Here is a 24,809-nt window from a genome sequence, read left to right as displayed (position 1 = left end):
GCCATCTCGTAGAACACTGTCGCCTAAGTTCGGCGCTGCACCGAAGCGATCACCAAGTAAATGGAATATCGCATTCGCGTATTTCTACGTGGCCCCAGGCTCCGCGCGCGCCGGTAGTTTAAAGAGATCCCAAGGCGTGGCGGGTTTGAGACGCATTGGCGCCCGGCGCGATCGTGATGCTTCGAAGTGCCGCAAATGGGAAGACAACCTTGCGGCAGGCGACCAATGATCCGCTCGCGGACGCGCGGATACTCGGATCGCTGGCATTATGCTGCGCCTGCACCAGCATGCGGGCTTCCTTTTCATCGGCATAGGCATCGTGTTTCACCGCCGAAAGCGTCTTCAGGACTTCCCTGACGAGAGACTCCCGCAGGTCAAGGTTAGGGTCGTCAAGACTCACTTGCATTACGTCGTGAAGTATCGACTCAACGTGTGCAGCCCTATAGGAGACGTCTTGAATTCTTGCCTCAAGGTGGTAGTTCTCCACAAGGGCGTCAAGCCGTTCCGTTTCCCCAAGATCAGCCTCTTCACGATCAGAAGGCGACGGGAAGCCCTGGCCAATCCACTCTAGAAGCCGCTCCTCGTCGAACCCAATGCTGAAACCATTTTGTCGACCGTACATCCTCCAGAGCGTCAAGCTCTGGTCGGAGCGAGAAAAGCTCGTGATGAAAGTACGGTCTTCCCGGTACTGATCGGGCGTGTTTGGATCGACGTAGGACTTCTCAAGCAGGGCGATGGTGGCACTTATGGTGCTGCGCTCGTTCTCGCTGGCATCGAGAGCACGCTCTTTCAGAAGCGACACCAGCACGGCGCTTGCGAAGGTAACCTCCGCGGGGTCATTGAGAAAGTTGGTCTCGGTGGCCCATAGCTCGCGGTTCTGGACAATCCCGATCAGTCCCTGCGCATTCGTGTAATGAAACAGCGTTGGCCCGATTTCTGGGATCGGTATCGCAACGCCAAGATCCATGGTCAGCCCTCTCTCAGTGCTCTCTCAGTGCTCTCTCAGTGCTCTTTCATCATCGCGCGCTGTCAGACAGGCGCTGCCGTGTTAGGTGCAGGCCGACAGCAATCACCTGTGAAGTGAGGCCGTCGTGCGTCTCGACCACCGTCCGAGTTTCGAGCGCCTGGTGAAGGCGCGGCCTGCTCCGTTCGGGCAGGGCGAGCCAGACCTCCTCGACGGTGTGGCACAGCGTGATCGACCCCGTAGCGCTGGTCACCGACCACCCGGCGGCGAGCGCCGCAATGCGGGGTGTGCCGGGCAGCCCGGCACAGACGGCGGTCACCGTCTGTGCCACCAACATGCGCTTTCTCAAGGTGTGTTCATCGCCCATCACCGCGTCGGGATGGACCGTCGTACCGCATGCTCCGCACACTCTGGGTTCCTAACTGACCGGATGGCCCGCGTTATTGCATCACATCGCCGGAGTTTGGCCCCAGGGTCTGCCCCACATACAGGTTTCCTCCCGGTTCGCTGGCCAGCAGCAGCGCTGTTGGGGCGACTTCGGCCGCGATGCCGAACCGCCCGAGGGGCAGCTCGGCGCGCTTGGCGATCTTCCATTGATCGGAGATGCCCTGCACGAGCGGGGTTTCGATGGGGCCGGGAGCAATGCTGTTGACAAGCACATTGTCGCCCGCGACCTCGAGTGCCAGCGATTTCGTGAAGGCAACGACCCCGGCCTTGGCCGCCGCGTAATGGCTCAGGCCGGTACCACCCTTGATGGCGAGCTGGGAGGCGATGTTGATGATGCGGCCCCATTTTTGTTGGCGCATCTCCCCCACTACCTCCCGGCAGCACAGGAACACCCCGGTGAGGTCGACCGCGAGGGTCTCGTTCCACATCGCGAGGGTCATGTCTTGTATCGGTGACTCGGTGAGCAGGCCGGCGCTGTTGACCAGGATGTCGATGGTGCCCAGGCGTTCCCGTGCCAGCGCGAAGGCCGCCCGCACGCTGTCTTCCTGCGAGACGTCGACGCCGATTGCTGATTCGTCGGTACCCGCGCGGTCGAGGACGACCACGCGGTCGCCGTTGGCGATGAACGCGTCAGCGATGGCCCGGCCGATTCCGCTGCTGCCGCCGGTCACGACGACTCCGCGCCCGGTGTGATTCATTGTCAGGCCCTCATTTTCACGGTGAGTCCACCGTCGACGATCAGGGACTGTCCGGTGACATAACCGGCATCTGCCGAGGTGAGAAACGCGATGACGCTCGCCACCTCGGCCGGCGTGCCCACCCGACCCCACGGAATGTCCTTGCCGGCCTGTGCGAGACCGTCGGGACCGAGCGAATTCACCGGGTCGAGTGACTGCGGTGTCTCAATGAGCCCGGGAATCACCGCATTGACGCGAATTCCCTGTGGTCCCAGTTCTACGGCGACACTACGGATCAGGCCGAGTACGCCGGCTTTCGCCGCTGCATAGTGCGCGTGGCCTTGCCACCCGTAGACTCCACCGGCGATGGACGAGGTCGCCACCATCGCACCGCCCTCGGTCATGCGATCGGCCGCAGCTCGCAGCGTGCGCAGCACGCCGGTGAGGTCGACGTCGAGCATGTCGGTCCAACGAGAATCCGTCATCTCCGTGAGGGACGAATTACGCAGGATGCCCGCATTCGCGATGGCATAGTCGAGCCGTCCATACTCGTCGACGGCGCGCTGCGCGAAGGCATCAACGGATGCCGTACTGCGCACGTCGACCTCGTGCACGACTGCTTCACCGCCGGCGGCTTGCACCAGTTGCAGCGTTTCTTGCGGATCATGCGGGTCTCCCGAAAATGAGCCAATGATGCTGCGCACCCCCAGACCGGCGTAGTGCACCGCTAGCGCCCGACCTATACCGCTCGCAGCTCCGGTGATGATGGCAACGCGGGGCTCAGGCACGCTGGGCTTTCAGCTCGTTTTCCGACTCGATGGCGAGCGGAGCTTCTGCCATGGGCTTGGCAGCGAACATGAGCACGCCCGAGATGAGCGTTCCGAGGGCGCCCACCCAGAGCGCAGCGGTTCCCGTGTTGGCTCCGGCAGCGACGGCGGTGAACAGCGCGCCGCCGATGACGATTCCCGGCTGGCTCATCGCGCCGATGAACGCCGTGCCGGTAGCGCGGCAGCTCACCGGGTAGCACTCCGCCATGAAGTACTGAATAGCCGCGTACGGCCCCACCAGAAAGAACAGGCCGGCGCCGAAGCTTGCAACGATGGTCACGGGGTTGTCGGCGAGGGGGCTCAACATGATGGTGAAGGCGACCGCGGCGAGAATCCAGCCGCTGATGATGGTGCGCTTGCGGCCGATCTTGTCACCGAGCCACCCGTGAAACACGTAGCCGAAGTAGGCCAGGGCGTTGATGACGATGAGCATCCAGAAGGCATCGGAGAGTTCGACGCCCTTGGCATTCTTGAGCACGGAGCTTCCCAGAATGCTGAAAATCATGATGCCCATGAAGTTGAAGATCCAGGCGAGGGAGAACACGATGGTGTTGCGTCGCAGGTGCGGCTGCCAGATGAGTTTGAGCGGCGCGGTCGAGGAGTGCTCGACGCCATACGACCCGGCGAGCAGGTGGGCCTCTTCGGTGCGCCCGGCCTTCTCGAGGCGGGTGAGTTCACTGTGCAGTTCGAACTGCGGAGTTTCTTTGAGTTTGCGCGCGATGGCCCACACGATGAGCGCGGCGGGGATGGTGGCCATCAAATATAGGGCGCGCCAGCCGAAGGTCGGGAGAAAGGCCAGGGCGAGCGCACTGGCGAGCAGAAAGCCGAGCGGCCAGCCGCCCTGAATGAAGGAGTAGCTAAAGCCGGGGCGCTTGCGCTTCTTCTCGTCTTCGGTGACCTGGTAAACCTCGTTCATGTAGGTCGCGTTGACGGCCTGCTCGGAGAACCCGAGACCGCCAAAGGATCGCACGATCACGAGCAAGCCACTGCTGAGGAAGGCCATGCCGGTGGGGATGATGGCGGTGAGGCCGGAGACGATGGCCGTACCACCGACGGTGACCATCATGCCCTTGCGGCGTCCGAGGCGGTCGATGACCGGGCCGACGCCGAAGCACACGATCGCGGTGCCCACGGCGATCCAGGTGTTGATCGCGTAGGCTTCCGGCGCTGTCCACCCAAAGGATTCCTGCATGGCGGGAAGGAGGGTGCCGAACAGTCCGTAGTCGAAGACGGCAACGGTCCAGGCCAACAGCGCCAGAATCGTGGCGGTGCGGGTCTGCTTCACGGTGAAGGCGGGAAAACGACGTTTCTCATTGACGCTTGGCGCCGTGAGATCGAGGGTGGGGGATTTCAGTTTCATGCGGAGGGGACCTTTCGGGGGGAACGGGTGAGGAACGAATCTGCAATCTGGTCGAAGGTGTTCCAGCTGACGCCTTCGTGGGAGTTGAAATGCTCGATGAGACGCTCAAGCATGAGGAGCACTTGCGGTCGTCCGGAGACGTCGGGGTGGATGGTCATGGTGAAGACGGCTTGATCCATTTCGCGGTAGACCCAGTCGAACTGGTCCTTCCACATCTGTTCGATATCGCGCGGGTTCACGAAGCCGTGTGAGTTGGGGGCGGCCTTGATGAACATCATCGGCGGCAGGTCGTCGAGGTACCAGTTGGCGGGGATCTCGACGAGATCAGTCTCGGTGCCGCGCACGAGCGGTTCCATCCAGGTCTGGGCGTCTTTGGCGTAGTCGATCTTCTTCCAGCTGTCACCAACGCGCACGTAGTACGGCTCGAAGTCATTGTGCATGAGCGAGTGGTCATATTTGATGCCGCGTTCGAGCAGAATTTCATTGGTCACCGAGGAGAACTCCCACCACGGGGCAACATAGCCCGTGGGCCGGCGGCCCGATACGTTCTCGATCAGTTCAATGGAGCGGTCAAGGATGGCCGTTTCCTGCTCACGGGTCATGGCGATCGGGTTCTCGTGGGAGTACCCGTGCACACCAATCTCGTGGCCCGCAGAGACGATCATTCGGGTCAGCTCGGGGAACGTCTCGATGGAGTGCCCCGGAACGAACCAGGTGGCGGGCAGGTCGTACTTGTCGAACAGGCGAATAAGTCTCGGCCCCCCGACTTCGCCGCTGAACATGCCGCGGGAAATATCGCACGGCGAGTCTTCACCGCCGTAGGAGCCGAGCATTCCGGCGACGGCGTCGACGTCCACTCCAAATGCGATTTGAATATCTTTCTTCATGAATGTGCCTTTCGTGTGGAATGAACGAACAGAGAATCGGAGGTTTTGTCTGGCACTGGAGCGGCGCCGTGCACGGCGAAAGCTTGGGCAATGTCGTCGTGGTCGCGGCCGAGCAGCAGGAGCAGGCTCAGCAGAATCATCGACTGCGAAGGCCGCAGCAGGCCAGACGGGATAGCCCCAGCCGCGACCAGGTCACGCCCCCCGCCGGCACCATAAACCGGGATAACAGGGCCGGCGCTCACCCGTGTGCTTGTCACAACCACGGTTCCGTGAGCTGCGGCTTCGGCGACGGCGGAGCACAGGGCGGGGTTGGCATTGCCGCTGCCCGTCGCCTGCAGCACAATTCCGCCAGCCCCCGCAGCAACGGATGCCCGCAGCAAGACGCCGTCAGCCCCCGGGTAGGCAGAGATCACGTCGACCCGCAGGGCCTGGTCGCGCGGGAGGGCTGGGAGCGGAAGTGGCGGCATCCGCTCGTTCGAGCCGGTAATGACGACGTCACCGACGGCGGTCACGACACCCGCCGAGCCGAAATCGGGGTTGGTGAAGGCATCCAGGGCGAAGGTGTGCGCCTTACGCACGCCACGCGCCGCAAAGATTTCGCCGGCAAAGACGATGAGCGCTCCGAGGCCAGCCGCGTCGGGCGACCCGGCCACCGCTATTGCAGCGGCCAGATTGGCGGGGCCGTCGGGATCGGCTGCGTCGGCGGATTTCTGGGCCCCGGTGAATACCACCGGGCTCAGATCGTCATGGGTGAGGTCGGCCAGATAGGCAGTCTCTTCCATGGTGTCGGTGCCGTGCGTGACGACGACGCCGCGCACGGTTGGATCGGCGAGGGCGATCTTGATCTGCGCGCAGATCGCGATCATGTCGTGGAGGGTCAGCAGGTACGATCCCTCACAGGCGACATCAATGACCCGCATCGGATAGGCAAGCGGGGCGTCGAGGGCGTCGAGAATCTGCGATCCAGCGTCGGCGGCGACGGCCGCACCACCTTCGGCCGGGAGGGCTCGCGACGAGATCGTTCCCCCGGTCGCCAGCAGCACCACGTGAGTGCCGGCACGATCTGTCATGTTTTCTCCGAGAGTCGGTACCCAATCGATTGGGTTATGAGTGAAAGATTATTTACCCAATGTTTCAGCCGACTGCACGCTTCGTTGCGGGTAAGTATCGTCTGCTACCCAATCGTTTGGGTAGCGAGGTGTTCAAACTATAGAATGGGATCAGCAGGCGCGTCAAGCTTCAGCTCGGGAATGGAAACTGGAGACAGCGACATGACAGACATCAGACCGGGGTCGGTCACCCTCAAAGACCTGGCCGCGGAACTTGGCCTGCATCCGTCAACAGTGTCGCGAATTCTGCACGGGCAAACCGACACGGCGCGCGGGGCTGCCGCTCCAGCTACGGCCCAGCGCGTGCGGGATTTGGCTAAGAAGGTGGGGTACTCCCCCGACCCCCAGGCCGCCAGCCTCCGCACCCGGCGCACTCATCTGCTCGGCGTGATCGTTCCGCGCCTGTCCGACCTCGTTCTGGCCGTCATGTTCGAGGGAATCGAGGAGGCGGCGGACGACGCCAGTTATTCCACCTTCGTCATGAACTCCCGCGACGATACGGCGATGCAGCGGCGCAAGGTGGAGGTGATGTTGTCGCGGCGGGTGGACGGCCTGATCATCGGAGACGCGCACCTCGATGGAAACATTCTCGACGAGCTCACCACACGCCAGGTGCCCTTCGTGCTCATGAACCGCGCGGTTGCCGGATTCACCTCGGCGACCTGCGACGACACTCTCGGCGGCGCACTGGTGGCCCAGCATCTGTGGGACCGAGGCCACCGAGTTGTCTCCGTCATCGCCGGCGAGAAATATGCCAGCACCGCGGTCGACCGAACCAGCGGTTTCGTCTCACGTTTTCGCGCTCTGGGCGGGGCGATTCCCGAGAGCGCGATTGTCTGGGCTCCCTTTGACACGATGGGCGGTCGGACCGCGGCCGATACCATTCTGCGCAACACAGATCGTCGACCGAGCGCGATCTTTGCGGTCAACGACTTCGCCGCCATCGGCGCCATGGGCGCGGCGAATTCTCTTGGTCTGGTGGTCGGCAGGGATTTGGCGATTGTGGGATTCAACGACACGTCGCTGGCTGCGCAACTGCCCATCGCGCTGTCGTCGGTGAGGTCACCGATGCTCGACATTGGCCGGGAGGCAGTGAAACTGCTCCTCGGCGTACTCAATGCCGACCGGGTGGAGTCGGTTCGACTTGCCCCCACCCTGTGTGTGCGCGCCAGCAGCGATTTTGACTGGTCTGCGACGTAGGGATGGTCGCTCGCATTCCTGGGCGCTGAACCGGTGCTCGCGGCGGGTCGGCATCCGCTGGGGCTGGTCGTTCTGATCGGTAAACTGAGATCGGCTGGCAGCGACGCCTCGTGAGGGCAACGATCGGCCGGTCAAGGCTTTTCATGGGGGTTCAATGGTGTCTGCGGCAATTTAGAGCTCGCGATTGGCCGGGGGCGCGATCGTCGCGACCCGACGTCGGAGGGTCGCGTAGCGGCATCCGCTTGCCGCGCCCAGGTCGCCGCACGGCCGCTATTGCCCACCGGTAAGCTCGGAGAGATGAGGTCACGGTTTCCGCGCAAGGTCTTTGAGGTGGGCGACGAGCCCGATCCGCGCTTCAGCCTCGCCAACGAGCGCACCTTTCTGGCCTGGATTCGAACGTCCCTCGCGCTGCTGCTCGCCGGCGTTGCGCTGGAAGCGCTGGATGCCCCGATTCAGGCCGAGATTCGCCTCGCCTCCGCGCTCATCTTCATCGCCCTCGGTCTGGTGTCGATCGTGCACGCCTGGTGGTCGTGGGCCGCAACCGAGCGGTCCATGCGGCTGATGCAGCCGCTGCCCGGCCTTGCCGTCGGAGCCATCATCACCAGTGGTGCGGCCATCGCGATCGTCGGCATCATCGTCGGGAGCCTGCTGGTGTGAGCGGGATGCGAATTTTCGAGTCGGGGCTTCAGCCGGAGCGCACGCTTCTAGCGTGGCGACGCACCTGCCTCGTACTCGCGCTGGGAGTCGCCGTCTCGATTCGATTCGGTGCCATCGCCGACCCGCTGCTGGCACTGCTGATCGGCCTGCCCGCTCTCGCGCTCGTCGGCGCTGCCTATGCGCTCACGTCGATTCGCTACCACCGGGCCACACGGGCCCTGGTGGACAACCCGACCGCGGCCATCAGCGGGGGCAAGGCCGTGGCCGCGGTGACGCTCACCGCCCTACTCATCGGGCTCGCTGCGCTCGTCTTCGTCGTCTCCCAGTCGGCGGTGCTGGCGGGCTGGGGCTAGATATCGACGAACTCGTGCGTCGCGCCTACTCGGATGCGGGGAGGACCGCCACCACGTCGATCTCGACCAGAATGTTGGCCAACTGGGAGCCGACCGTGGTGCGCACCGGGAACGGCGCGGTGAAGAACTCTTTGTAGGCCTCGTTGAACTCGGCGAAGTCCTCGTTGAGGTGCTGCAGGTGCGCGGTGACCTTGACGGAGTCGTCGAGGGTGAGTCCGCGCTCGGCGAGCACAGCGGAGATGTTGCGCAGCACCTGGCGGGTCTGCTCACCGACCGTGGCTGCCTTCTCGCCGGTCTCGGGGTTCTGCGGGCCAAAACCGGCACTGTAGAAGAACCCGTTGGCTACGATGCCCTGGCTGTAGGGGCCAGCCGGCTGGGGAGCGTTGGCGGTTCTGATGGCGATTTTCGTCATGGTGTTCCTTTCGTGGTGGGCGCGCGCCACGACAGCGGCGCGACACCCGTGATCATCCGAGCTCGCGAGAAATGAGCTCGGCAGTCTGTTGCATCAAGGGCAGGTGAGTTTTGAGTTGGGGCAGGTTTTGCACCATGCGGATAGCTGTCACCGACAAGGCACCGACGACACCCATCGACGAGTGGATGGGGACGGCAACGCAGTTGACAAAGTCCTCGAACTCCCGGTCGTCGGCCGCCCACCGCTGCCTCTTGACGATCTCGAGCTCGCGGTCGAGCGCGTCTCGAGAGGTGATGGTGTGCTCGGTGAATTTCTCCCAGGTCGACCCGGCCAGTACCGCGTTGCGGCCGCCCTCGTCGAGATCGGCCAGGATGGCCTTGCCGACGCCGCTGCAGTATGGCAGCACGGCTTTGCCGATGCGCGAGTACATGCGCACACCGTTGGGATCTTCGACCTTGTCGACGTAAACGATGCTGCTCTCCATGAGCGCGGCCAGGTGCACGGTATTGCCGACCACCTTGTGCAGGCGACGGATATGGTCGTGCGCTGCCTCTCTCAGGTCGAGGTTGTCGAAGGCCAGTTTGGAGAGCGAGATGAGGTGCAGGCCCAGGGTGTACTGGCCCGACTTGCGTCGGTGCACGTAGCCCACCTCTTCGAGTGATTGCAGCTCGCGGAACATGGTGGAGCGGTGCAGCTCGAACATTTGCGACAGCTCCACGACCGTCTTCGGCCCCTCCGCGATGGAGTCGATGATGAGCGCGGCGCGACGAACGCTTTTCGACATGTGACTACTTTCTCGTCTGAGGACCGAACCGGTTGATGCAAATACTGCAACACTGCGACGTTATCGCCCTATCGGGACCCGTCGTAATCCCCGACCGGCCAATTCAGAGGTGAGCTGGCCGTCGCGCAGCACCGGCCGGCCGGCCACGAAGACATCGTCGATGCCGGTGGCCAGCGCGAACGGCGCTTCGTAGGTGGCATGATCGGCCACCGCGGCCCCGTCGACGACAATGATGTCGGCGATCTGCCCGGGTGCCAACCGCCCGCGCTCACCGAGTTCGAAGGTGTCGACCGGCCGGGTGGCGAGGTGCGCCACGGCCGCGGGCCAGGTGTAGAAGCCGTGTTCACGCACGAATTCGCGCAGGTAGCGGGCGAAGGTTCCGTGGGCCCGCGGATGCGAGTGCACGCCGACGAAGATGCCGTCCGACCCGCCGACGTGCCGCTCGTGCGAGAGGATGCGCCCCAGCTCCTCGACCGGACGGGCGTAGCGCACAGCCATGATGGCGTTCACTTCAAGCCGCGAGGCCAGGAGCAGGTCGAGCGCGAAGTCGATCGTGTCGACGCCTGCCCGCGCGGCTCCCTCAGCGATCGTGAGGCCGTGCGCCCAGGCGTATTCGGGCGCCCGGATGTGGCCGAGGGTAATCATGGTGGGCCAGTCCGGCCCGAGACTCGGCTTCTGGTCGATCTGCGGGAACCACTCCCGGCGGAGCGCCTCGCGCGCTTCGGGCCGGGCCAGCTCGAGCAGAATCTCGTGCACCGGGCGAATCGCCAATTCCGGCGGCAACAGCGGCATGGCCAGCAGCGTGCATCCGCGGGTATAGGGGTACGCGTCAAAAGTGGTGTCGATGCCGGCGCCCCGCAACCGATCCAGCAGGGGAAGGAGCGTGTCGGCTTCGGCGTGAAAGTGCGAGATGTGGGTGCGCACCCCCGAGTGCCGGCTAATCGCGGCGATCTCGTCGACTCCGGCGGCCGAATTGGCCTCATAGCCGCCGCGCATATGGGTGACATACACCGCGCCGACGGCCGCGACCGGCTCGCACAGGGCAGCCAGTTCGGCGGTGTCCGAGTAGATCCCCGGCACGTAGTCGAGCCCGCTCGACAGGCCGATAGCGCCGTCGCGCAGCCCCTCGGTGACGAGGTCGCGCATGCGGCCCAGCTGCTCCGGGGTGGCGGGCTCGGTGCTGCGTGCCATCACTTCGTGCCGCACGGTTCCTGCCGGCACGAGGTAGGCCACGTTCAGCCGGGTGGTGTGATCGTAGGTGGCGAGCAGGTGGGCAACGCCCGGGCCCCGATAGGTCGGATGCTCGCCGTTGATCGCGGCGAAGTACTCCGACGCGTAGGCGCCGTCTCCGGGCGCGTAGGAGATGCCGTCCTGGCCGCCGATGATGGTCGTCACGCCCTGGCGCAGCAGCGCGAGCTGCACCGCTGAATCGAAGACCTTGCCGTCGCCGTGCGAGTGAGCGTCGACGAATCCGGGCAGCACGAGCCGGCCGGTGCAGTCCACATCCACGTCTCCGGGCTCGGCCGGGATCTCGCCGACGGCTTCGATGCGGTCGCCGCGCATCGCGAGGTCGCCGCGGTACGGCTCCGTCGCGCTGCCGTCGACGATCGTGCCGTTACGCAGCACCAGGCGGGTCATGTCAGGGCTCCAGTCGCTTGCCGGTCTCGGGGTCGAACAGGTGAACGGCGTCGCTGGCGAAGGTGATGCGGCATCCGCTATTGGTCGTGAACTGCTCCTCACCAGCGATGCGGGCGTAGTGCAGGCCGCGGCTGGCACCGACCCCCACGTCGACGGTGGCACCGACCGGCCCGGTCTTGACGCCCACGATGGTTTCGGCACCGAGGTGTTCCACCACGAGGGTGTGCGCCTCGATCGAGAGCAGGTCGCCGCTTGGCGAATCGAGCCCGATCTTCTCGGCCCGCACCCCCAGCGACACCGTCTGCAACCCCAGCGCCACAACGGATGCCGCCCAGCCGGCGGAATTTAGCACCGGCACGTCGCCGACATAGAGCAGTCCGTCGCGCACCGTCGCCGCGAAGATGTTCATCGGCGGGGAGCCGATGAACCGGGCGACGAATTCGTTGGCGGGAGCGCTGTAGATCTCGGCGGGGGTGCCGTATTGCTGCACGACGCCCTCGTTCATGATGATGATGCGGGTGCCCATGGTCATCGCCTCGACCTGGTCGTGGGTGACGTAGACGAAGGTCTTTTGCACGCGCGCGTGCAGGGCCGAAATTTCGGCGCGCATCTGCATGCGCAGCTTGGCGTCGAGGTTCGACAGCGGTTCGTCGAACAGGTAGATCGCGGGTTCGCGAATGATCGAGCGGGCAACGGCCACCCGCTGACGCTGGCCGCCGGAGAGTGCTTTCGGGCGGCGTTCGAGGTAATCGGTGAGTTCGAGCATCTCGGCGGTGCGCTCGATCTTGGCCTTGATGTCGGGGCGCTTCAGTAGCCGTGACCGCATCAACACGCCGACGAACGGCAGGTGGTGCCACCAGCGAAAGTTGTCCATGATGAGCGGAAACGCGATGTTGGCCCGCACGGTCATGTGCGGGTACAGGGCGTAGGACTGGAACACGAACGCAATATTGCGCTGCTTGGGGGTGAGCGTGTTCACGATGTCGTCGCCGAATTTCAGGGTGCCGGAGCTGATGTCGGTGAGCCCGGCGACCATGCGCAGCATGGTGGATTTGCCGCAGCCCGACGGGCCGAGCAGAACCAGGAATTCCTTGTCGTCGACCGTGGCGCTGAAGTCGTTGATGACGGTGTTGGCGCCATAGCTCTTGGACAGGGCGTCAAATGTGAGCGATGCCATCGGGGTCAGCCTTTCACAGAGCCGGCGGTGAGACCGGCGACGATCTTGCGTTGCATTAGAAGGAAGAAGATGGCTGCGGGAATCGTGAAGACGATCGCCCCGCTGAAGACCATGTCGAGCGGCGTGGTGAATTCGCCGATGAAGGAGGCGAGCCCGGTGGAGGCGACCCAATTCGCGGTGTCGTGAATGAAGGTGGTCGCGAACAGGTATTCATTCCAGCCGTCGAAGAAGGTGATGACGGCTGCCGCCGCGAGGGAGGGCGCGATCAGCGGGATGAACATGACCTGCAGAATCGTGAGGGCGTTGCAGCCGTCGACCCGCGCGGATTCCTCGATCTCGTAGGGCACCGTGTCCATCGCCGATTTCAGCAGAAACACCGCGACCGGCATGGCGAAGGCCGTGTTCACGAGCACGAGCCCGTAGAGCTCGTTGAGCAGCCCGAGGGTCATGAACATGGAATAGAGGGGAACGATGAGCAGGGCTTCTGGCAGCATCTGGGTGGCGAAGAAGCCGAAGGTCATCAGGCCCTTTCCGACGAACTTGTAGCGGGAGAGCGCGTAGGCGGCCAGGCAGGCCAGCAGCAGACTCAACAGTGTGGTTCCCCCGGCCACCAGGGCGGAGTTGCCGAGCCAGCGCAGGAAGGGCGAGTCGCTCACGAGCACCTGGAAGATGTTCAGCGTGCGGCTGAAGTCGGGGATTACGCGCTGGTTGTTGGAGTAGAGATCGCCGACCGGCGTCATGGCCGTGTTGATCATCCAGAACACGGGGAAGCCCGCGAGGATGACGAGCACGAGGGCGAGCAGACTGCGCACCCCGATGCTGAGATTGCGCCTGCCGATCATGATTCGATCCCGTTCGCTTTGGTCGCGCGTTGTTCGACGAAGAAGTAGACGACGGTGACGATGAGCGAGAGCAGCAGCCCCAGCACGCCGGCCGCCGCGGCCAGTCCCAGGTTTCCGTTATTGAAGGCCTGGCGGTACACGTTAATGACGATCGTCGTCGTCGCGTCGACCGGGCCTCCTCCGGTGAGCAGCCAGATGATCTCAAAGCGACGGAACGACCAGATCGTCATGAGCAGGGCGACGACGCGCATGGTGGGCGCAATCTGCGGCAGGACGATCTGTTTGAAGGTGGTGAAGGCATCCGCCCCGTCGACCCGGGTGGCTTCGTAGAGTTCCTCGGGAACGGACTGCAGGGCAGCGAGCACGATGAGCATGACGAAGGGTGCGAGCTTCCATACCGTGGCGATGACCACGGCGAGCATGCCGTAATTGGGGTCGATGAGCCAGCCAACCTGGCCGAGGCCGAGCCCCTGGGTGACGTCGCCGGCGATGCCGTTGGTGTCGTTGTAGATCCAGCGAAAGACCAGTGCGAGGGCAACGGTCGGCACAGCCCAGGGCAGCACCATGATGGTGCGGGCGATCGCGCGGCCGGGCAGAAACCCGTTGATGACGAGCGCAGAGGCCGTGCCGAGAACGAGGCAGCCGATCACGGTCGCCGCCGTGTAGATGAGCGTCGTGTAGACGCTCTTTATGAAGGCACCGCTCGTGATGAGAGCGGTGTAGTTGTCGAAGCCCACGTAGGTACCGGCCGAGGGGTTGAGCAGTTTGCTGTTGGTGAAGCTGAGGTTCACCCCGGTCAGCAGCGGGAACGCCGTGAAGAAGAGCAGGTAGAGCACGGCGAGGCCGATGAAGATGTAGGGCGCCGTGCGTACGCGTTTCTTGGTACGAGCGGGCCGCGCCTGGGGCATTACGGAGACCATGCGACTCCTCGAAAAGTCGGGTGGAGAGCGACCCTGCTCGGGTGCGGCGGCTAAAAGCCACCACACCCGAGCAGGCTGTTTTACTGGGTAAGTGCTTCAGCCTGTTTCTGGGCTTCGGCGAGCGCTTCTTCAGCGGAGATGCCCTCGGTGAGCACGCGTTCGATCTGCGTGAGCACGATCGTGCGAATGGCCGCGGTGTCGGCCTCGAATCCGGCGATGATGACGCTGCTGGCGTCGTTGACCTGCTCGTGGAACGCGGCAACCCAGGGGTTGGCGCCCAGCAGTTCGTCGGAGGCGGCAACCTCGGTGGCGATGGCCGACGGGAAGAGCGTATCGGCGAGGCCCTGCTGGGCGTCGTCGGTGAGCATCCACTTGATAAAGTCTTTGGCCGCTTCCTTGTTCTTGGAGTTGGCGTTGACACCGATGGAGAAGCCCGCGTAGGCCGAGCCTCCCTCGGGGAAGGGCAGAACGGCGGAACCGATCTTGTCGGCCGGAACCGCGTCGCCGACCAAAGTCATGACGGCCGAGGAGTTATCGATGGCCATTCCCAGTTCGCCGGCTGCGAAAGCCGAGCGGTAGGTGGAGGCGTCCTGGCCCTTGCCGAAGCCCGGGGAGTCGTAGACCGACTTGAAGGCCTCGACGGCTTCGATGTTCTCGTCGGAGTCGATGGTGAGCTTCTCACCGTCTGACCACTCGCCGCCGTAGCCGAATTCCCAGTTGGACTGGTCGGTCCACCACGGGGTTTCCTCGTTCATCTGGTGGCGAACCGAGAAGCCGGTCTTGCCGGTGGTTTCGGTGATTGTGGCCGCAGCGGTGATCAGTTCGTCGACGGTGGTGGGCGCTTCGACACCGGCAGCGGCGAGGATGTCGGTGTTCCAGAACAGGGAGTAGGGAACGACCTCCCAGACCAGGCCGAGCTGGCTGCCATCGACGACGTAGTTGTCGTTGATGTTGCGCAACTCGGTTGCTTCGCTGACGACATCGTCGAGCGGTTCGAGCAGGCCGGCATCGGCCAGCTGGGGAAAGTAGGCGTCGGGGATGACGAACACGTCGGGGCCGGCGCCGGCGCCGAACTGCGTGCTGAGCGTCTTCTCGTAGTCGGCGCGAGCGATCTCGACCTTTTCGAGCGTCACATCGGGGTTCTCGGCCGTGTAGCCGTTGATCGTGTCGAACAGTGCGTCACCGCGGGTGGGCTCCAGAAACTGCCAGGTGGCCACGGATAACGTGCCAGCGGCCGCGGCAGTGTCGGCGGCTTCATCGCCACCGCCTGCACAGCCCGAGAGTGCGAGTGCGGCGACCGCTATGACGGCGACCGGGACTGTCTTAAGAACTTTCACGTTTCCTCCTAGTGCAAATGACGCTTGTGCATATGTTGCAACGCATGTTGCAGATGATGTGAATTCAGTATTGTGCAGCCCGAAGTCGGGCGGAAGAGCGGCATGTTGCGGGTTTGTAACATTTGCACGCTATTGTGCGTATATTGCACACTATTTAGAAGTAGGTGCGAACCAGACCCACCACGAGGTCGGACTCCCAGTTCTGCACGACGGGGATACAGCGCCACTTGTCGAACGCGGTGCACGGGTGCGACAACCCGAGCGTCACGACCGAGCCGATCGCGAGCTCCTGCGCCGGGGCCAGCCGCAGAAAACTGTGCTGGTCATTCATCGCGCTGACCGAGGCCCCGGTCAGCGGCGTTGCGGCCGCGCCGAGGTCGATCGCGCGGGTCTGGGGAATGGGAAGCCCCTCGTCGTAGGGAAAGTCGCGCTTGCCAGCGTCGAGCAGGGCGAGCTGCGGTTCCGGGCGCGACAGCACCCGGGCGAGGCCGCGCATGGCCGGTCGCAGCACGTGCGCCGGGTCGGCGTCGCCCAGCCGCGACGCGTCGAGCGGGGAGATTCCCCGATAGAAGCCGTCATCGTGGGTGAGATAGGCACCGGAGCGCAGCACATAGCGAGTGTTCGGCACGGGGTTGTCGATGGGGCCAAAGACGTCATCGACGAGGTCAAAGTAGGCGCTACCACCGGCCGTGAGAATGACCTCCTGGTCGTCATATTCATCGGCCAGGCTCGTGTGCAGTTCGAGCATTGCTTCGAGATAGTCGCGCACCGCGGCGAGTCCCTGCTCGTTGCGGTCATGGGCAAGACAGCCCTCGTAACCCGCAACGCCGGCCAGACGCAGCACCGACGACCGACGGATGCGTTCAGCCACGCCCCGCGCGTCGGCCAGCGTGCGCGCCCCCGTGCGTCCGCCGTCGGCGCCAAGCTCAACGCAGACATTGATTGGTCGTGCGAGTTCGACGCCGTCGAGCGCGCGCTCCATGACCTCGACGGTGTCGACGGAGTCTGCCCAGCAGCTGAACGAGAAGCTCGGGTCGGCGAGCTGGGCGGCCACGAAACGCAAGGCGCGGGCATCCGTCAGCGCGTTGGCGAGCATGATCGATTCGAAGCCGAAGTCGCGGGCCACGCGCACCTGGCCGGCCGTGGCGAGGGTGATGCCGAAGGAGCCGGTGTCGATCTGGCGCTGCCAGAGGTCGGGTGCCATGGTGGTCTTGCCGTGGGGCATGAGCGAGAAGCCGTGGCGCGCAGTCCAATCGGCCATGACGCCGAGGTTGTGGGCGAGGGCGTCGTCGCTGAGCACGAGGAGCGGGGTCCAGAACTCGGACAGCTTCGGGCGTGTGGCCAGGAACTGTTCTACGGTGAGGCCGGCCGCGCGAGCCGGGAGGCCCTTGTCGCGGGACGATAGCTGGTTGTTGTCTACTCTGATTTCTGCACCGTACCGATCGAATTGTTGCATGTCGTGCACATGCAGTTGCAATTTCTGTTATCGATTATCTAATCAGAAGCGTCGCCGACTTGCGAGCATGTTGCAGCATTTGCAACAGTGTTGCAATATATGCTCAGATAGTCAACTATGGAGCCATGAGCCAGACTGTGATCACCATTGGCGAGACCATGGTGCTCGTCACGCCCGTTGAGGCCGAGCCGTTGGAGACCGCGAGCGCGTTTCGCCTCGATGTCGGCGGTGCCGAGTCGAACGTGGCGTCACACCTGTGCAATCTGGGCACCCCCACCGCGTGGGTGAGCCAGCTCGGCGACGACGCCCTCGGGCGGCGGGTCGAACGGCTGCTGCGTGAACGCCAGGTCGACACCGGCTGGGTGCGCCGGGTCGCGTCAGCGCCCACGGGCGCGTATTTCAAGGATCCCGGTAACGGCGTGCAATACTTTCGCGCCGGCTCTGCGGCGTCACTCATGAATGCTGTGACTGTCGCTGAGGTTCCCCTCGAAAGCGCTCGGCTCGTGCACCTGTCCGGCATTACCGAGGCACTGTCGGCGAGCTGTGCCGAGCTGGTTGCGGCCGTCATCGCTCGGGTTGCCGCCGCGCCCACGCTGCTGAGCTTCGACGTGAACTATCGCGGCGCCCTGTGGAGCGTGACCGATGCTGCTCCGGCCCTCGCACACTCAGCCGGCGGCGCCGACATTGTTTTCGTCGGCCTCGACGAAGCTCACACCCTCTGGGACACGCGCACTCCCGACGACGTTCGGACGAAGTTGGCCCATGTGCCGTACCTGGTCGTGAAAGACGGTGACGTCGGCGCGACCGAGTACTCCCCCGCGGGAACCGTGTTCGTTCCGGCTACTCCGACGGCCGTCGTCGAGGCGGTCGGTGCCGGTGACGCCTTCGCCGCCGGGTACCTGCACGCCTTCTTACAGGGCCAGGGCAGCGCCGAGCGCCTGCAGGCCGGGCATGACCGTGCCGTGCTGGTATTGCAATCGACGAGTGACTTTCTGCACATCCACTGACCGCTTTTGAGAGGCACACATGACCGCACTATCGAATGAATCGCTCAGCCCCCTGCTCGACGGCCAGCCGTTGATGGCCATTCTGCGCGGCTTCGGCGTTGAGCGCAGCCTGGAGCTGGCACGCCAGGCCTGGGATCTCGGCATCGACTGCGTCGAGCTGCCGATTCAGTCCAGCCGCGACATCGACGCGCTTCGCGCCGTGGTGGCGGCCGGGGCGGCACGTGGCAAATCGGTCGGGGCCGGAACGGTCGTGACGCTCGAACATGTGCGGCAGGCTCACGAAGCTGGGGCTGCCTTCACGGTGAGCCCCGGCTACGACCCGGTTATCGTGCGTGCCTCGTTCGATGCCGGTATGCCGCCCCTGCCGGGCGTGGCCACCGCTTCGGAGGTGCAGGCCGCCCTCGCGTCTGGCCTGACCTGGCTCAAGGCTTTTCCGGCCAGCCTGCTCGGGCCGACCTGGTTCACCGCCATGGCCGGTCCGTTTCCGCAAGCCAAATTCGTAGCGACCGGCGGCATGGACGCCTCGAACGCTTCACTCTTTCTCGCCAACGGCGTGCGCACCGTGGCCGTGGGCTCGGCCCTCGGCGACCCAGCCCAGCTGGAGCTGCTCGCGGCCATCGCCCATGCTTGATTACCTGACGGCCAAGCTCGCCTACGAGGTAGACGTGATCGATGCCGCCGCCGGGCTGGACTCGGGAGAATACGTTCTCGTGGACACGCGCATGGAGGCATCGTGGGACCACGGGCATGCCCTGGGCGCAATTCGCCTGCGGGGTGACATTCCGGCCGGGCGCACCGTGGTCGTGTACGGCTGGGGTCCGGGCTGTAACGGTGCCACCCGCGCGGCCGTTGCGCTCATCGCGCGGGGGTATTCGGTGCGGGAAATGATCGGTGGGTTCGAGTACTGGTACCGCTCAGGGCTCGCCGTCGAAACCGTCGCCGGCATCGTGCATCCGCCGGTTCACCCGCTGGTCGGGGCCTCGGGCGCGTCGCTTTAATTTTCGGGCTCGGAAGTGACGAACGCCGGCGGGAGGGGCCGCTCCGAGGTCAGCCCTCTGGCTGAGACCGGCTTTGCCGGGGCACCGCTCGGGTTTGCCGCACTACTGCTGATTCTGGCCGGGGCCGCGGTGGTCGCGAGCCGTCGCCGGAACGTTGCGTAGGGCATCCGCTTGTAGCAACTGACAAGGCGGCCGTCACCACGTTGTATCAACGGGTGGCGGCCGCCTTATTGCGGGCTCGGCGGGGCTAGGCGGGCCGGGCGGCGCGCCAGTGCGTGATTTCGGCCAGCAGCTCGGCCCGGCGATCGTCGTCGATGAAGGCAGCACGCACGCCGTTGCGCGCGAGCACGGCGAGCTGGTCGACGGTGAGGTTGAAGGTGCGCGTGATCGCCGCAAACGTGTCGTCGAGGTAGCCGCCGAAGTAGGCCGGGTCGTCCGAATTGATCGTGACGAGCAAACCACGCTCCAGCATGGCCGGCAGCGGGTGATCGGCCAGCGTGTCCACGACACGCAGACGCACGTTGGAGAGCGGGCAGACCGTGAGCGGAATGGCATTCTGCACCAGGTAGTCCACGAGCAGCGGATCCTCCAGGCTGCGAATTCCATGGTCAACGCGCGATACCTGCAGCAGTTGCAGGGCCTGCCACACGTACTCGGGCGGGCCCTCCTCACCGGCGTGGGCAACACACTTGAGCCCGTGCGCGCGGGCCAGGTCGAAGACCTCGACGAAATCGATCGGCGGGTGCCCGACCTCCGCCGAGTCGAGCCCGATTCCGATGATGGGTGCGTTCATGGCGATCAGCTGGGTAAGAGTGTCGAGCGCGTCGGCGGCAGGCTGATCGCGCAGAAATGTGATGATGAGCGCCGACGACAGGCCGAACTGTGCCTGGCTGTCACGCAGCGCCCCCGCCACGCCGTTTACGCAGGCAGCGAGGGAAACACCGCGCACGGTGTGCGCCTGCGGGTCCAGAAAGATTTCGGCATGGCGCACGCCGGCTGCGCTCGCACGACGCAGGTAGGCGCGGGTGAGGTCGGCAAAGTCCTGCGCGGTTTGCAGCACGGCCATATTGGCGTAGTAGAGCGTGAGAAAGGACTGCAGGTCAGTGAACTCGTATCGACTCTTCAGATCGGCGATGTCCCTGTAAGGCAGCGTCACCTTGTTGCGGGCAGCCAACTCGAAGATGAGTTCCGGCTCGAGGGTTCCCTCAATGTGTAGGTGAAGTTCAACGGATGGCAGATGGGTTGAGGGCATGAGCGGGGTGCTTTCACGTTGAGCGTACGGCTTGCGTTGACGGGTTTCGGTACTACTCAGGCGAGTATACGTTTGGCTCGCTGAACTGTTGCGGCGTCGGGAACGCGAGCAACACCCTGCCGGGGTCGCCGAATCGACGGCTCCGAACAGGCCGCGCGCGGGTGGCGCGGGGCTACTGGCCCGAGATCGTGAGGGTCGCGCGCGGGCGCGTGGCCTCGATGAGCTCGGCGTTCTTTCCGTCGACAGACTCGGCCCAGGCCAGCGCGGCCTCGGGGCTGCGTCCGTGGCGCTCGTGCCGGTCGACCAGGCGGCGGAGACGCTCGTTGTCGCTGGTCTCGCAGAACCAGGATTCGGCGAGAAGGCTGGAGATCTGGATCCACGGCTCGGTGTCGGCGAGCAGGTAGTTGCCCTCCACCATGACCACACGAGCGCTCGGCAGCACGGCGATCTCGGCCGCGATTCCCTCGTCGACGTTGCGATTAAAGCTCGGCGCATAGACCGTGTGGTCGTACTCGGTGAGGAGGCGACGGAGCAGAGCGATGAATCCCCAGCCGTCGAAGGTGTCGATCGCGCCCTTGCGATCGTGCCGGCCGAGGCGGTCGAGGGTGGAGTTGGCGAGGTGGAAACCGTCCATGGGGAGGTGCACGGCGATCTCGGTGCTGCCGAGCAGATCGTTCACCGTCGCGGCGACCTGCATCGCGAGGGTGGTCTTGCCGGCGCCGGGGCTGCCGGCAATCCCGACCAGAATGCGCCCGTGCTCGGGCAGAAGCGCGATAACCCGGCGGGCGAGGTCGGTCAGTTGAGCGGATGCTGTGGGCTCGAGGCCGCGGTTCGACATGAGTTGACTATAGGGGGCGGCTTCAACACGCGTCAGCTGCTGGGCGGGGGCGCTGACGGGGGCTGTGGCGGGGGCGCGGACGGGGGCGCTGCGAGCGCGGGCTGTGGCGGTGGCGGATCAGGAGCCGGTGGGGGGCCAGATGCCGTCGCATCCGCTTTGCACGCAGGCGAATTGCCAGGTCTCGCCGTCGGGCACGATTTGCATGGGAATGAGGCAGCGCGGGCAGTTGGGGGCACGCACCTCGGCCGGCACAGCGCTGGCCAGCTCGGCCTCGGAGTACGGCGGACCGAAGTACAGCTGCGGGCACGCGAAGTTGGCGCAGCCGTAGTCGTAACCCGTGCCGTGCCAAGTGACTTCCAGGGGATCGCCGCACTGCGGGCAGAGGCGCGGCTGATCGACGTCTTTCTTCTCGAAGACCCATGCGACGTTATCGTCCATGCGCTGAGAATAGTCCCGCTGGCCGGGGTGTGGTGCGCATTTGACTATTTGTGGAAAATTGGGCGACTTGTACTCGGAGCCTGGTGCATTACTGCGGAAATTTTGCCGTCAGAACCCCAAATCAGGGAGCATTCAGGCGTTCGGCCCGAAATCTCCGCAGAGCTGAACGGGGTACCGGCATGGTCTCGGCACTCGAGCCCGGGTTTCCACCCGGGCCCCTAGAGCCAGGTGCGGCCGGCGTCGGTGGAACGGCGGGTGGCGTCACCGATCCAGAGCCAAACCGTGTCATCGGCGGCGGCAACCGCGATGTTGCCGGCCAGGGCAGCGGGCGTTTGCTCGGTCGGGTAACAGCCGGTGACCGTGGGCACGAGGTCGGCGGTGAGGACGACGAGGTCCACACCGATGCAGTCGGCGGGTGTGGTGGCGCTCGTGGTGGTCGCGACGGCCAGGTAGCCCGTGGACGTGGCGGTGAGGGTGACCATTCCGGCGACGGTTACCGGCGGCGACCAGGTGGCGGCGGCATCCGTTGTGGCGAACAAGCGGCCGTCGGCGCAGAGCACGGCGGCCGAGCCGGCGTCTCCGAGGCTGGGGGCGATGGTGACGACGGCGTCGCACGGGGCGGTGGCGAGGCCATCGGGGCCGTGCACGGCGGCGCGGTTCGCGGGGTCGATGTACCAGGCCACGTCGAGCTCATCGGGGTAGCTGGAGTAGTTCTCGCCACCGACGAAGGTCTTGACGAACTGCGGGGCGCAGTCTTCGTCAGCGAGGCCCACGAATTCAGCGACGGACTCGCTCTGGGCAAAGATGTTCTGCAGGGCGGTGACCCCGGTCGGTGCGGTCGCGTTGCTGGTCACCCAGGTGGCGCCGGAATCGGTGCTGAGCTCGGGCGAGGCCGCCGTGGCCGGGCAGGCTCCGGTCGTGGCGCGCCAGGCTGCGGTGGTCGAAACGGCCGAGAGCAGGCGGGAGGCCGGCACCGGGCTGACCGCGGGCGCGAAGGTGGGGGTCGGCGTCGCGGCAAGGGCGGGCGAGGGAGTAGCGCTCGGAGTGGGGAAAACGGATGCCGTCGCTGCCGGCGTCGACGACGCGTCAACGGCCGCGTCAACCGAGGTGGAGGTGAGTGCGCTCGTGACGAGCACGGCGTCGATCAGCACGAACAGTCCGATGGCGGAGTACGCGATGAGGCGACGACGGCGTGAGTGAGGCATCAGGCTCCGGCCGCGACCAGGGCGGCAGTGATCGTGGTGACGGAGGCGTTGATGGCCGCGGCGGCACGGGCGTAGACGGCCGCGGACTGACGGTAGGGGTCATCGACGTCGTCGAGGGTGGGCGGGTTCGGCGACGGGTGGAGTCCACGGGTCGAGGCGACGTCGGCGACGTAGGCCGCGAAATCGAGCGGCGGTCGGGTCGGTTCGGCGGCGGCCACGAGACGGGCGAACTGGTTGAGGGTGAAGGTGTAGCGGGTGGCCTTGGGCAGCATCGTCACGACGTCGCGGCGGTGGTCCCGCGTGGCGGTGAGCACCAGGTCGGCGTCGGCGATGAGCTTCTCGGTGAGTTGCCGAGCAACATGGTCGGTGTTTGACGCTCCATATTGCGACGACAAGGCCGCAGCCTCCGGCGTCATGGCGCTGCCGGTCATGGCACGCGTTCCGGCACTCGTGACGACGGCATCGATGCCGGCAGCGGTCAGGTTCTGCCGCAACAGCTGCTCGGCCAGCGGCGACCGGCAGATGTTGCCGGTGCAGACGATGAGGATTCGGGGGGCTGCGGCTGGGAGGTCGCGGGGGGCGGTCATGCTTGGGCCCTCGATCGCCGCGAGTAGCTGGGGGCGACGATCTCGGGGGCCGGGCTGACGTCGCCGTAGGTGTGCCCATAGCCGTACTGGCCGTAGTGGCCGTAACCGTAGGCATCCGGTCCCTTGGTGGGCAACATCGTCATGACCACGCCGCTGATCGGAGCGCCGACGCTGGCGAGCGCCGCGATGGCGCCGCTGAGCTGATTCTTCTGGGTGCGCCCGGCCGCGACGATGAGAATGGCGCCGCCGACGCTCTTGGCGAGAATCGCGGCATCCGTTACGGGAAGCAGCGGCGGGCAGTCGAAGATGACGACGTCGAAGGTGCGGTTGAAGTCCTCGATCATTTGCGCCATGCGCGACGACCCGAGCAGTTCGCTCGGGTTGGGCGGAATGTGGCCGGCGGGCAGCACGAACAGCTGACCGCGGCCCCAGGGCTGAATGACGTCCTCAATCTCGGCGCGGCCGACGAGCACGTCGGTGAGCCCGACACCGCCCTCGATGTTCATGTAGTCGGCGACGCGCGGCTTGCGCAGGTCGGCGTCGACGAGCAGCACGCGGGCACCGGAATCAGCCAGCGAGATGGCCAGGTTGGCGCTCGTGGTGCTCTTGCCCTCGCTGCCGATCGAGGAGGTGACGACGAACGACCGGTCGACCCGCTCCACGTCGAGGTATTGCAGGTTGGTGCGCAGGGTGCGAAAGGACTCCGCGCGCGGGCTGCGCGGGTCAGCGTGCACGATAAGCGGCCGCTCGGCGGCTTTGGGGTCGAACACGATGCCGCCGATGATGGGCAGGTCGGTGACCTGTTCGACGTCACGCTGGCTGCGAATGCGGGTGTCGAGGGTTTCGCGCAGCACCGCGAGGCCCACGCCGAGGGCCAGGCCCACGAGAGCGCCGAGCGCGATATTGAGCGGAACGTTCGGTGCCACCGGCTCAGACGGCACACTGGCCACCTGCACCCGGGTGAGCTTGACGGTGGGGGCCCCGGTGACCTGGTCGCGCTGCTCAATCTGCTGCACGCCGGCGGCGAGGCTCTCCGACACCGCGTTGGCGATGTCAGCGGCCCGACGCGGGTCGGCATCGGTGACGGCAATGTCAATGATCGAGGTGTCCAGCGGCGCCGACACGGTAATATTCTCGGCCAGTTCGGCCGCCGTTTCGGAGAGCTTGAGGGTATCGATGACCGGCAGCAGCACCAGTGGTGAAACGGCGATGCCACTGTAGGTCTTGACCCGGGCCACGGTGAAGCTCGCGCCCTGCACGAGATCACTCGTGGTGCCGCTCGACTGCGTCGACACGAATACCCGGGACGTGGAGCTGAAGGTCGGTGTCTGCAGAATCGAGAAAACGGATGCCGCGGCCACGGCCACCAGGGTCAGCGCCACGATGAGCATCCAACTCTTTTGCAGGATACGGATGTAGTCGCGGAGTTCCACGCTG

27 protein-coding genes are annotated in these 24,809 nt (G+C 65.1%); 6 read left to right on the top strand and 21 right to left on the bottom strand.

Annotated elements, in window-relative coordinates:
* Positions 1 to 118: 118 nt before the first annotated feature.
* From E3T35_RS05235 to E3T35_RS05205, 7 genes are all read right to left on the bottom strand, one after another.
* Complete coding sequence (locus tag E3T35_RS05235) at positions 119 to 967, bottom strand: DUF2971 domain-containing protein (protein WP_134378051.1); 849 nt, start codon at positions 965 to 967, stop codon at positions 119 to 121.
* A 49-nt stretch (positions 968 to 1,016) separates the two neighbouring features.
* A complete protein-coding gene (locus tag E3T35_RS05230) occupies positions 1,017 to 1,301 on the bottom strand; it encodes a hypothetical protein (RefSeq protein ID WP_134378050.1) in 285 nt (94 codons plus the stop codon).
* Between the two features lie 103 nt (positions 1,302 to 1,404).
* Complete coding sequence (locus E3T35_RS05225; RefSeq protein ID WP_134378049.1) at positions 1,405 to 2,109, bottom strand: SDR family NAD(P)-dependent oxidoreductase; 705 nt, start codon at positions 2,107 to 2,109, stop codon at positions 1,405 to 1,407.
* A 2-nt stretch (positions 2,110 to 2,111) separates the two neighbouring features.
* Positions 2,112 to 2,876, bottom strand: coding sequence for an SDR family NAD(P)-dependent oxidoreductase (locus E3T35_RS05220; protein WP_134378048.1), 765 nt, complete (start codon positions 2,874 to 2,876; stop codon positions 2,112 to 2,114).
* Entirely contained in the window at positions 2,869 to 4,275 is a 1,407-nt protein-coding gene (locus E3T35_RS05215; RefSeq protein WP_134378047.1) for an MFS transporter, read from the bottom strand. Before E3T35_RS05215 ends, E3T35_RS05220 begins: the two co-directional genes overlap by 8 nt.
* Complete coding sequence (locus E3T35_RS05210; RefSeq protein ID WP_134378046.1) at positions 4,272 to 5,162, bottom strand: polysaccharide deacetylase; 891 nt, start codon at positions 5,160 to 5,162, stop codon at positions 4,272 to 4,274. The genes E3T35_RS05215 and E3T35_RS05210 overlap by 4 nt, the downstream gene beginning before the upstream one ends.
* Complete coding sequence (locus E3T35_RS05205) at positions 5,159 to 6,232, bottom strand: asparaginase (protein ID WP_241988737.1); 1,074 nt, start codon at positions 6,230 to 6,232, stop codon at positions 5,159 to 5,161. Before E3T35_RS05205 ends, E3T35_RS05210 begins: the two co-directional genes overlap by 4 nt.
* 201 nt (positions 6,233 to 6,433) lie before the next feature.
* Between E3T35_RS05205 and E3T35_RS05200 the strand changes: the two genes are divergently transcribed.
* From E3T35_RS05200 to E3T35_RS05190, 3 genes are all read left to right on the top strand, one after another.
* Complete coding sequence (locus E3T35_RS05200; RefSeq protein ID WP_134378045.1) at positions 6,434 to 7,471, top strand: LacI family DNA-binding transcriptional regulator; 1,038 nt, start codon at positions 6,434 to 6,436, stop codon at positions 7,469 to 7,471.
* A 297-nt stretch (positions 7,472 to 7,768) separates the two neighbouring features.
* Positions 7,769 to 8,128, top strand: a complete 360-nt coding sequence (locus E3T35_RS05195; protein ID WP_092340272.1) for a YidH family protein — start codon at positions 7,769 to 7,771, stop codon at positions 8,126 to 8,128.
* A gap of 5 nt (positions 8,129 to 8,133) precedes the next feature.
* Complete coding sequence (locus tag E3T35_RS05190) at positions 8,134 to 8,481, top strand: DUF202 domain-containing protein (RefSeq protein ID WP_092340273.1); 348 nt, start codon at positions 8,134 to 8,136, stop codon at positions 8,479 to 8,481.
* A gap of 25 nt (positions 8,482 to 8,506) precedes the next feature.
* On the opposite strand, the gene E3T35_RS05185 is transcribed toward E3T35_RS05190, so the two are convergent.
* The 8 genes from E3T35_RS05185 to E3T35_RS05150 form a co-directional block, all read right to left on the bottom strand.
* Entirely contained in the window at positions 8,507 to 8,893 is a 387-nt protein-coding gene (locus E3T35_RS05185) for a RidA family protein (RefSeq protein WP_104130454.1), read from the bottom strand.
* Positions 8,894 to 8,945: 52 nt separating this feature from the next.
* Positions 8,946 to 9,677 (bottom strand): IclR family transcriptional regulator, encoded by a 732-nt coding sequence (locus E3T35_RS05180; RefSeq protein WP_134378043.1) that lies wholly within the window; start codon positions 9,675 to 9,677, stop codon positions 8,946 to 8,948.
* Positions 9,678 to 9,737: 60 nt separating this feature from the next.
* Complete coding sequence (locus E3T35_RS05175; protein WP_134378042.1) at positions 9,738 to 11,315, bottom strand: amidohydrolase family protein; 1,578 nt, start codon at positions 11,313 to 11,315, stop codon at positions 9,738 to 9,740.
* Position 11,316: 1 nt separating this feature from the next.
* Positions 11,317 to 12,492: an ABC transporter ATP-binding protein gene (locus E3T35_RS05170; protein ID WP_134378041.1), complete on the bottom strand. Its 1,176-nt coding sequence runs from the start codon at positions 12,490 to 12,492 to the stop codon at positions 11,317 to 11,319.
* A 5-nt stretch (positions 12,493 to 12,497) separates the two neighbouring features.
* Positions 12,498 to 13,334, bottom strand: a complete 837-nt coding sequence (locus E3T35_RS05165) for a carbohydrate ABC transporter permease (protein ID WP_134378040.1) — start codon at positions 13,332 to 13,334, stop codon at positions 12,498 to 12,500.
* Positions 13,331 to 14,254 carry a carbohydrate ABC transporter permease gene (locus E3T35_RS05160; RefSeq protein WP_134378039.1) on the bottom strand — a complete coding sequence of 308 codons (924 nt, stop codon included), beginning with the start codon at positions 14,252 to 14,254 and terminating at the stop codon, positions 13,331 to 13,333. Before E3T35_RS05160 ends, E3T35_RS05165 begins: the two co-directional genes overlap by 4 nt.
* Before the next feature lie 80 nt (positions 14,255 to 14,334).
* Positions 14,335 to 15,591, bottom strand: coding sequence for a sugar ABC transporter substrate-binding protein (locus E3T35_RS05155; protein WP_166789836.1), 1,257 nt, complete (start codon positions 15,589 to 15,591; stop codon positions 14,335 to 14,337).
* Positions 15,592 to 15,745: 154 nt separating this feature from the next.
* Positions 15,746 to 17,047, bottom strand: a complete 1,302-nt coding sequence (locus E3T35_RS05150; protein ID WP_134378037.1) for an alanine racemase — start codon at positions 17,045 to 17,047, stop codon at positions 15,746 to 15,748.
* Positions 17,048 to 17,172: 125 nt separating this feature from the next.
* Between E3T35_RS05150 and E3T35_RS05145 the strand changes: the two genes are divergently transcribed.
* From E3T35_RS05145 to E3T35_RS05135, 3 genes are read left to right on the top strand one after another with little or no spacing between them, the layout of a single operon-like run.
* The gene (locus E3T35_RS05145; RefSeq protein WP_134378036.1) at positions 17,173 to 18,054 is read left to right on the top strand and encodes a sugar kinase; all 882 of its coding nucleotides are present in this window, start codon (positions 17,173 to 17,175) and stop codon (positions 18,052 to 18,054) included.
* A 19-nt stretch (positions 18,055 to 18,073) separates the two neighbouring features.
* On the top strand, positions 18,074 to 18,685 hold the full coding sequence (locus tag E3T35_RS05140; protein ID WP_134378035.1) for a bifunctional 4-hydroxy-2-oxoglutarate aldolase/2-dehydro-3-deoxy-phosphogluconate aldolase: 612 nt from the start codon (positions 18,074 to 18,076) through the stop codon (positions 18,683 to 18,685).
* Entirely contained in the window at positions 18,678 to 19,052 is a 375-nt protein-coding gene (locus E3T35_RS05135; RefSeq protein ID WP_134378034.1) for a rhodanese-like domain-containing protein, read from the top strand. The genes E3T35_RS05140 and E3T35_RS05135 overlap by 8 nt, the downstream gene beginning before the upstream one ends.
* A gap of 247 nt (positions 19,053 to 19,299) precedes the next feature.
* Here the strand turns inward: E3T35_RS05135 and E3T35_RS05125 are convergent, their stop codons facing one another.
* From E3T35_RS05125 to E3T35_RS05100, 6 genes are all read right to left on the bottom strand, one after another.
* Entirely contained in the window at positions 19,300 to 20,304 is a 1,005-nt protein-coding gene (locus E3T35_RS05125; protein ID WP_134378033.1) for an adenosine deaminase, read from the bottom strand.
* A 172-nt stretch (positions 20,305 to 20,476) separates the two neighbouring features.
* Positions 20,477 to 21,142 (bottom strand): nucleoside/nucleotide kinase family protein, encoded by a 666-nt coding sequence (locus E3T35_RS05120; protein WP_134378032.1) that lies wholly within the window; start codon positions 21,140 to 21,142, stop codon positions 20,477 to 20,479.
* Positions 21,143 to 21,259: 117 nt separating this feature from the next.
* Positions 21,260 to 21,580, bottom strand: a complete 321-nt coding sequence (locus tag E3T35_RS05115; protein WP_134378031.1) for a hypothetical protein — start codon at positions 21,578 to 21,580, stop codon at positions 21,260 to 21,262.
* 218 nt (positions 21,581 to 21,798) lie between these two features.
* Positions 21,799 to 22,785, bottom strand: coding sequence for a hypothetical protein (locus tag E3T35_RS05110; protein ID WP_134378030.1), 987 nt, complete (start codon positions 22,783 to 22,785; stop codon positions 21,799 to 21,801).
* A complete protein-coding gene (locus E3T35_RS05105) occupies positions 22,785 to 23,372 on the bottom strand; it encodes a low molecular weight phosphatase family protein (protein WP_134378029.1) in 588 nt (195 codons plus the stop codon). Before E3T35_RS05105 ends, E3T35_RS05110 begins: the two co-directional genes overlap by 1 nt.
* Positions 23,369 to 24,805 (bottom strand): polysaccharide biosynthesis tyrosine autokinase, encoded by a 1,437-nt coding sequence (locus tag E3T35_RS05100; RefSeq protein WP_134378028.1) that lies wholly within the window; start codon positions 24,803 to 24,805, stop codon positions 23,369 to 23,371. The genes E3T35_RS05105 and E3T35_RS05100 overlap by 4 nt, the downstream gene beginning before the upstream one ends.
* Between the last annotated feature and the right edge of the window lie 4 nt (positions 24,806 to 24,809).

Source organism: Cryobacterium sp. TMT1-2-2 (assembly GCF_004403505.1).
In the GTDB taxonomy this organism is placed as follows: domain Bacteria; phylum Actinomycetota; class Actinomycetes; order Actinomycetales; family Microbacteriaceae; genus Cryobacterium; species Cryobacterium flavum.
The sequence above is the reverse complement of the archived record's forward strand: the minus strand, read 5'-3'. Positions and strand labels throughout refer to the sequence as shown.

What these genes read in the sequence shown, in the direction of transcription:
- E3T35_RS05205 (WP_241988737.1), bottom strand. Translation starts at nt 6,232, where the DNA reads ATGACAGATCGTGCCGGCACTCACGTGGTGCTGCTGGCGACCGGGGGA.
- E3T35_RS05215 (WP_134378047.1), bottom strand. Translation starts at nt 4,275, where the DNA reads ATGAAACTGAAATCCCCCACCCTCGATCTCACGGCGCCAAGCGTCAAT.
- E3T35_RS05145 (WP_134378036.1), top strand. Translation starts at nt 17,173, where the DNA reads ATGAGCCAGACTGTGATCACCATTGGCGAGACCATGGTGCTCGTCACG.
- E3T35_RS05225 (WP_134378049.1), bottom strand. Translation starts at nt 2,109, where the DNA reads ATGAATCACACCGGGCGCGGAGTCGTCGTGACCGGCGGCAGCAGCGGA.
- E3T35_RS05120 (WP_134378032.1), bottom strand. Translation starts at nt 21,142, where the DNA reads ATGTCGAACCGCGGCCTCGAGCCCACAGCATCCGCTCAACTGACCGAC.
- E3T35_RS05175 (WP_134378042.1), bottom strand. Translation starts at nt 11,315, where the DNA reads ATGACCCGCCTGGTGCTGCGTAACGGCACGATCGTCGACGGCAGCGCG.
- E3T35_RS05180 (WP_134378043.1), bottom strand. Translation starts at nt 9,677, where the DNA reads ATGTCGAAAAGCGTTCGTCGCGCCGCGCTCATCATCGACTCCATCGCG.
- E3T35_RS05165 (WP_134378040.1), bottom strand. Translation starts at nt 13,334, where the DNA reads ATGATCGGCAGGCGCAATCTCAGCATCGGGGTGCGCAGTCTGCTCGCC.
- E3T35_RS05190 (WP_092340273.1), top strand. Translation starts at nt 8,134, where the DNA reads ATGCGAATTTTCGAGTCGGGGCTTCAGCCGGAGCGCACGCTTCTAGCG.
- E3T35_RS05230 (WP_134378050.1), bottom strand. Translation starts at nt 1,301, where the DNA reads ATGTTGGTGGCACAGACGGTGACCGCCGTCTGTGCCGGGCTGCCCGGC.
- E3T35_RS05185 (WP_104130454.1), bottom strand. Translation starts at nt 8,893, where the DNA reads ATGACGAAAATCGCCATCAGAACCGCCAACGCTCCCCAGCCGGCTGGC.
- E3T35_RS05115 (WP_134378031.1), bottom strand. Translation starts at nt 21,580, where the DNA reads ATGGACGATAACGTCGCATGGGTCTTCGAGAAGAAAGACGTCGATCAG.
- E3T35_RS05140 (WP_134378035.1), top strand. Translation starts at nt 18,074, where the DNA reads ATGACCGCACTATCGAATGAATCGCTCAGCCCCCTGCTCGACGGCCAG.
- E3T35_RS05150 (WP_134378037.1), bottom strand. Translation starts at nt 17,047, where the DNA reads ATGCAACAATTCGATCGGTACGGTGCAGAAATCAGAGTAGACAACAAC.
- E3T35_RS05235 (WP_134378051.1), bottom strand. Translation starts at nt 967, where the DNA reads ATGGATCTTGGCGTTGCGATACCGATCCCAGAAATCGGGCCAACGCTG.
- E3T35_RS05135 (WP_134378034.1), top strand. Translation starts at nt 18,678, where the DNA reads ATGCTTGATTACCTGACGGCCAAGCTCGCCTACGAGGTAGACGTGATC.
- E3T35_RS05110 (WP_134378030.1), bottom strand. Translation starts at nt 22,785, where the DNA reads ATGCCTCACTCACGCCGTCGTCGCCTCATCGCGTACTCCGCCATCGGA.
- E3T35_RS05200 (WP_134378045.1), top strand. Translation starts at nt 6,434, where the DNA reads ATGACAGACATCAGACCGGGGTCGGTCACCCTCAAAGACCTGGCCGCG.
- E3T35_RS05160 (WP_134378039.1), bottom strand. Translation starts at nt 14,254, where the DNA reads ATGGTCTCCGTAATGCCCCAGGCGCGGCCCGCTCGTACCAAGAAACGC.
- E3T35_RS05195 (WP_092340272.1), top strand. Translation starts at nt 7,769, where the DNA reads ATGAGGTCACGGTTTCCGCGCAAGGTCTTTGAGGTGGGCGACGAGCCC.
- E3T35_RS05105 (WP_134378029.1), bottom strand. Translation starts at nt 23,372, where the DNA reads ATGACCGCCCCCCGCGACCTCCCAGCCGCAGCCCCCCGAATCCTCATC.
- E3T35_RS05210 (WP_134378046.1), bottom strand. Translation starts at nt 5,162, where the DNA reads ATGAAGAAAGATATTCAAATCGCATTTGGAGTGGACGTCGACGCCGTC.
- E3T35_RS05125 (WP_134378033.1), bottom strand. Translation starts at nt 20,304, where the DNA reads ATGCCCTCAACCCATCTGCCATCCGTTGAACTTCACCTACACATTGAG.
- E3T35_RS05170 (WP_134378041.1), bottom strand. Translation starts at nt 12,492, where the DNA reads ATGGCATCGCTCACATTTGACGCCCTGTCCAAGAGCTATGGCGCCAAC.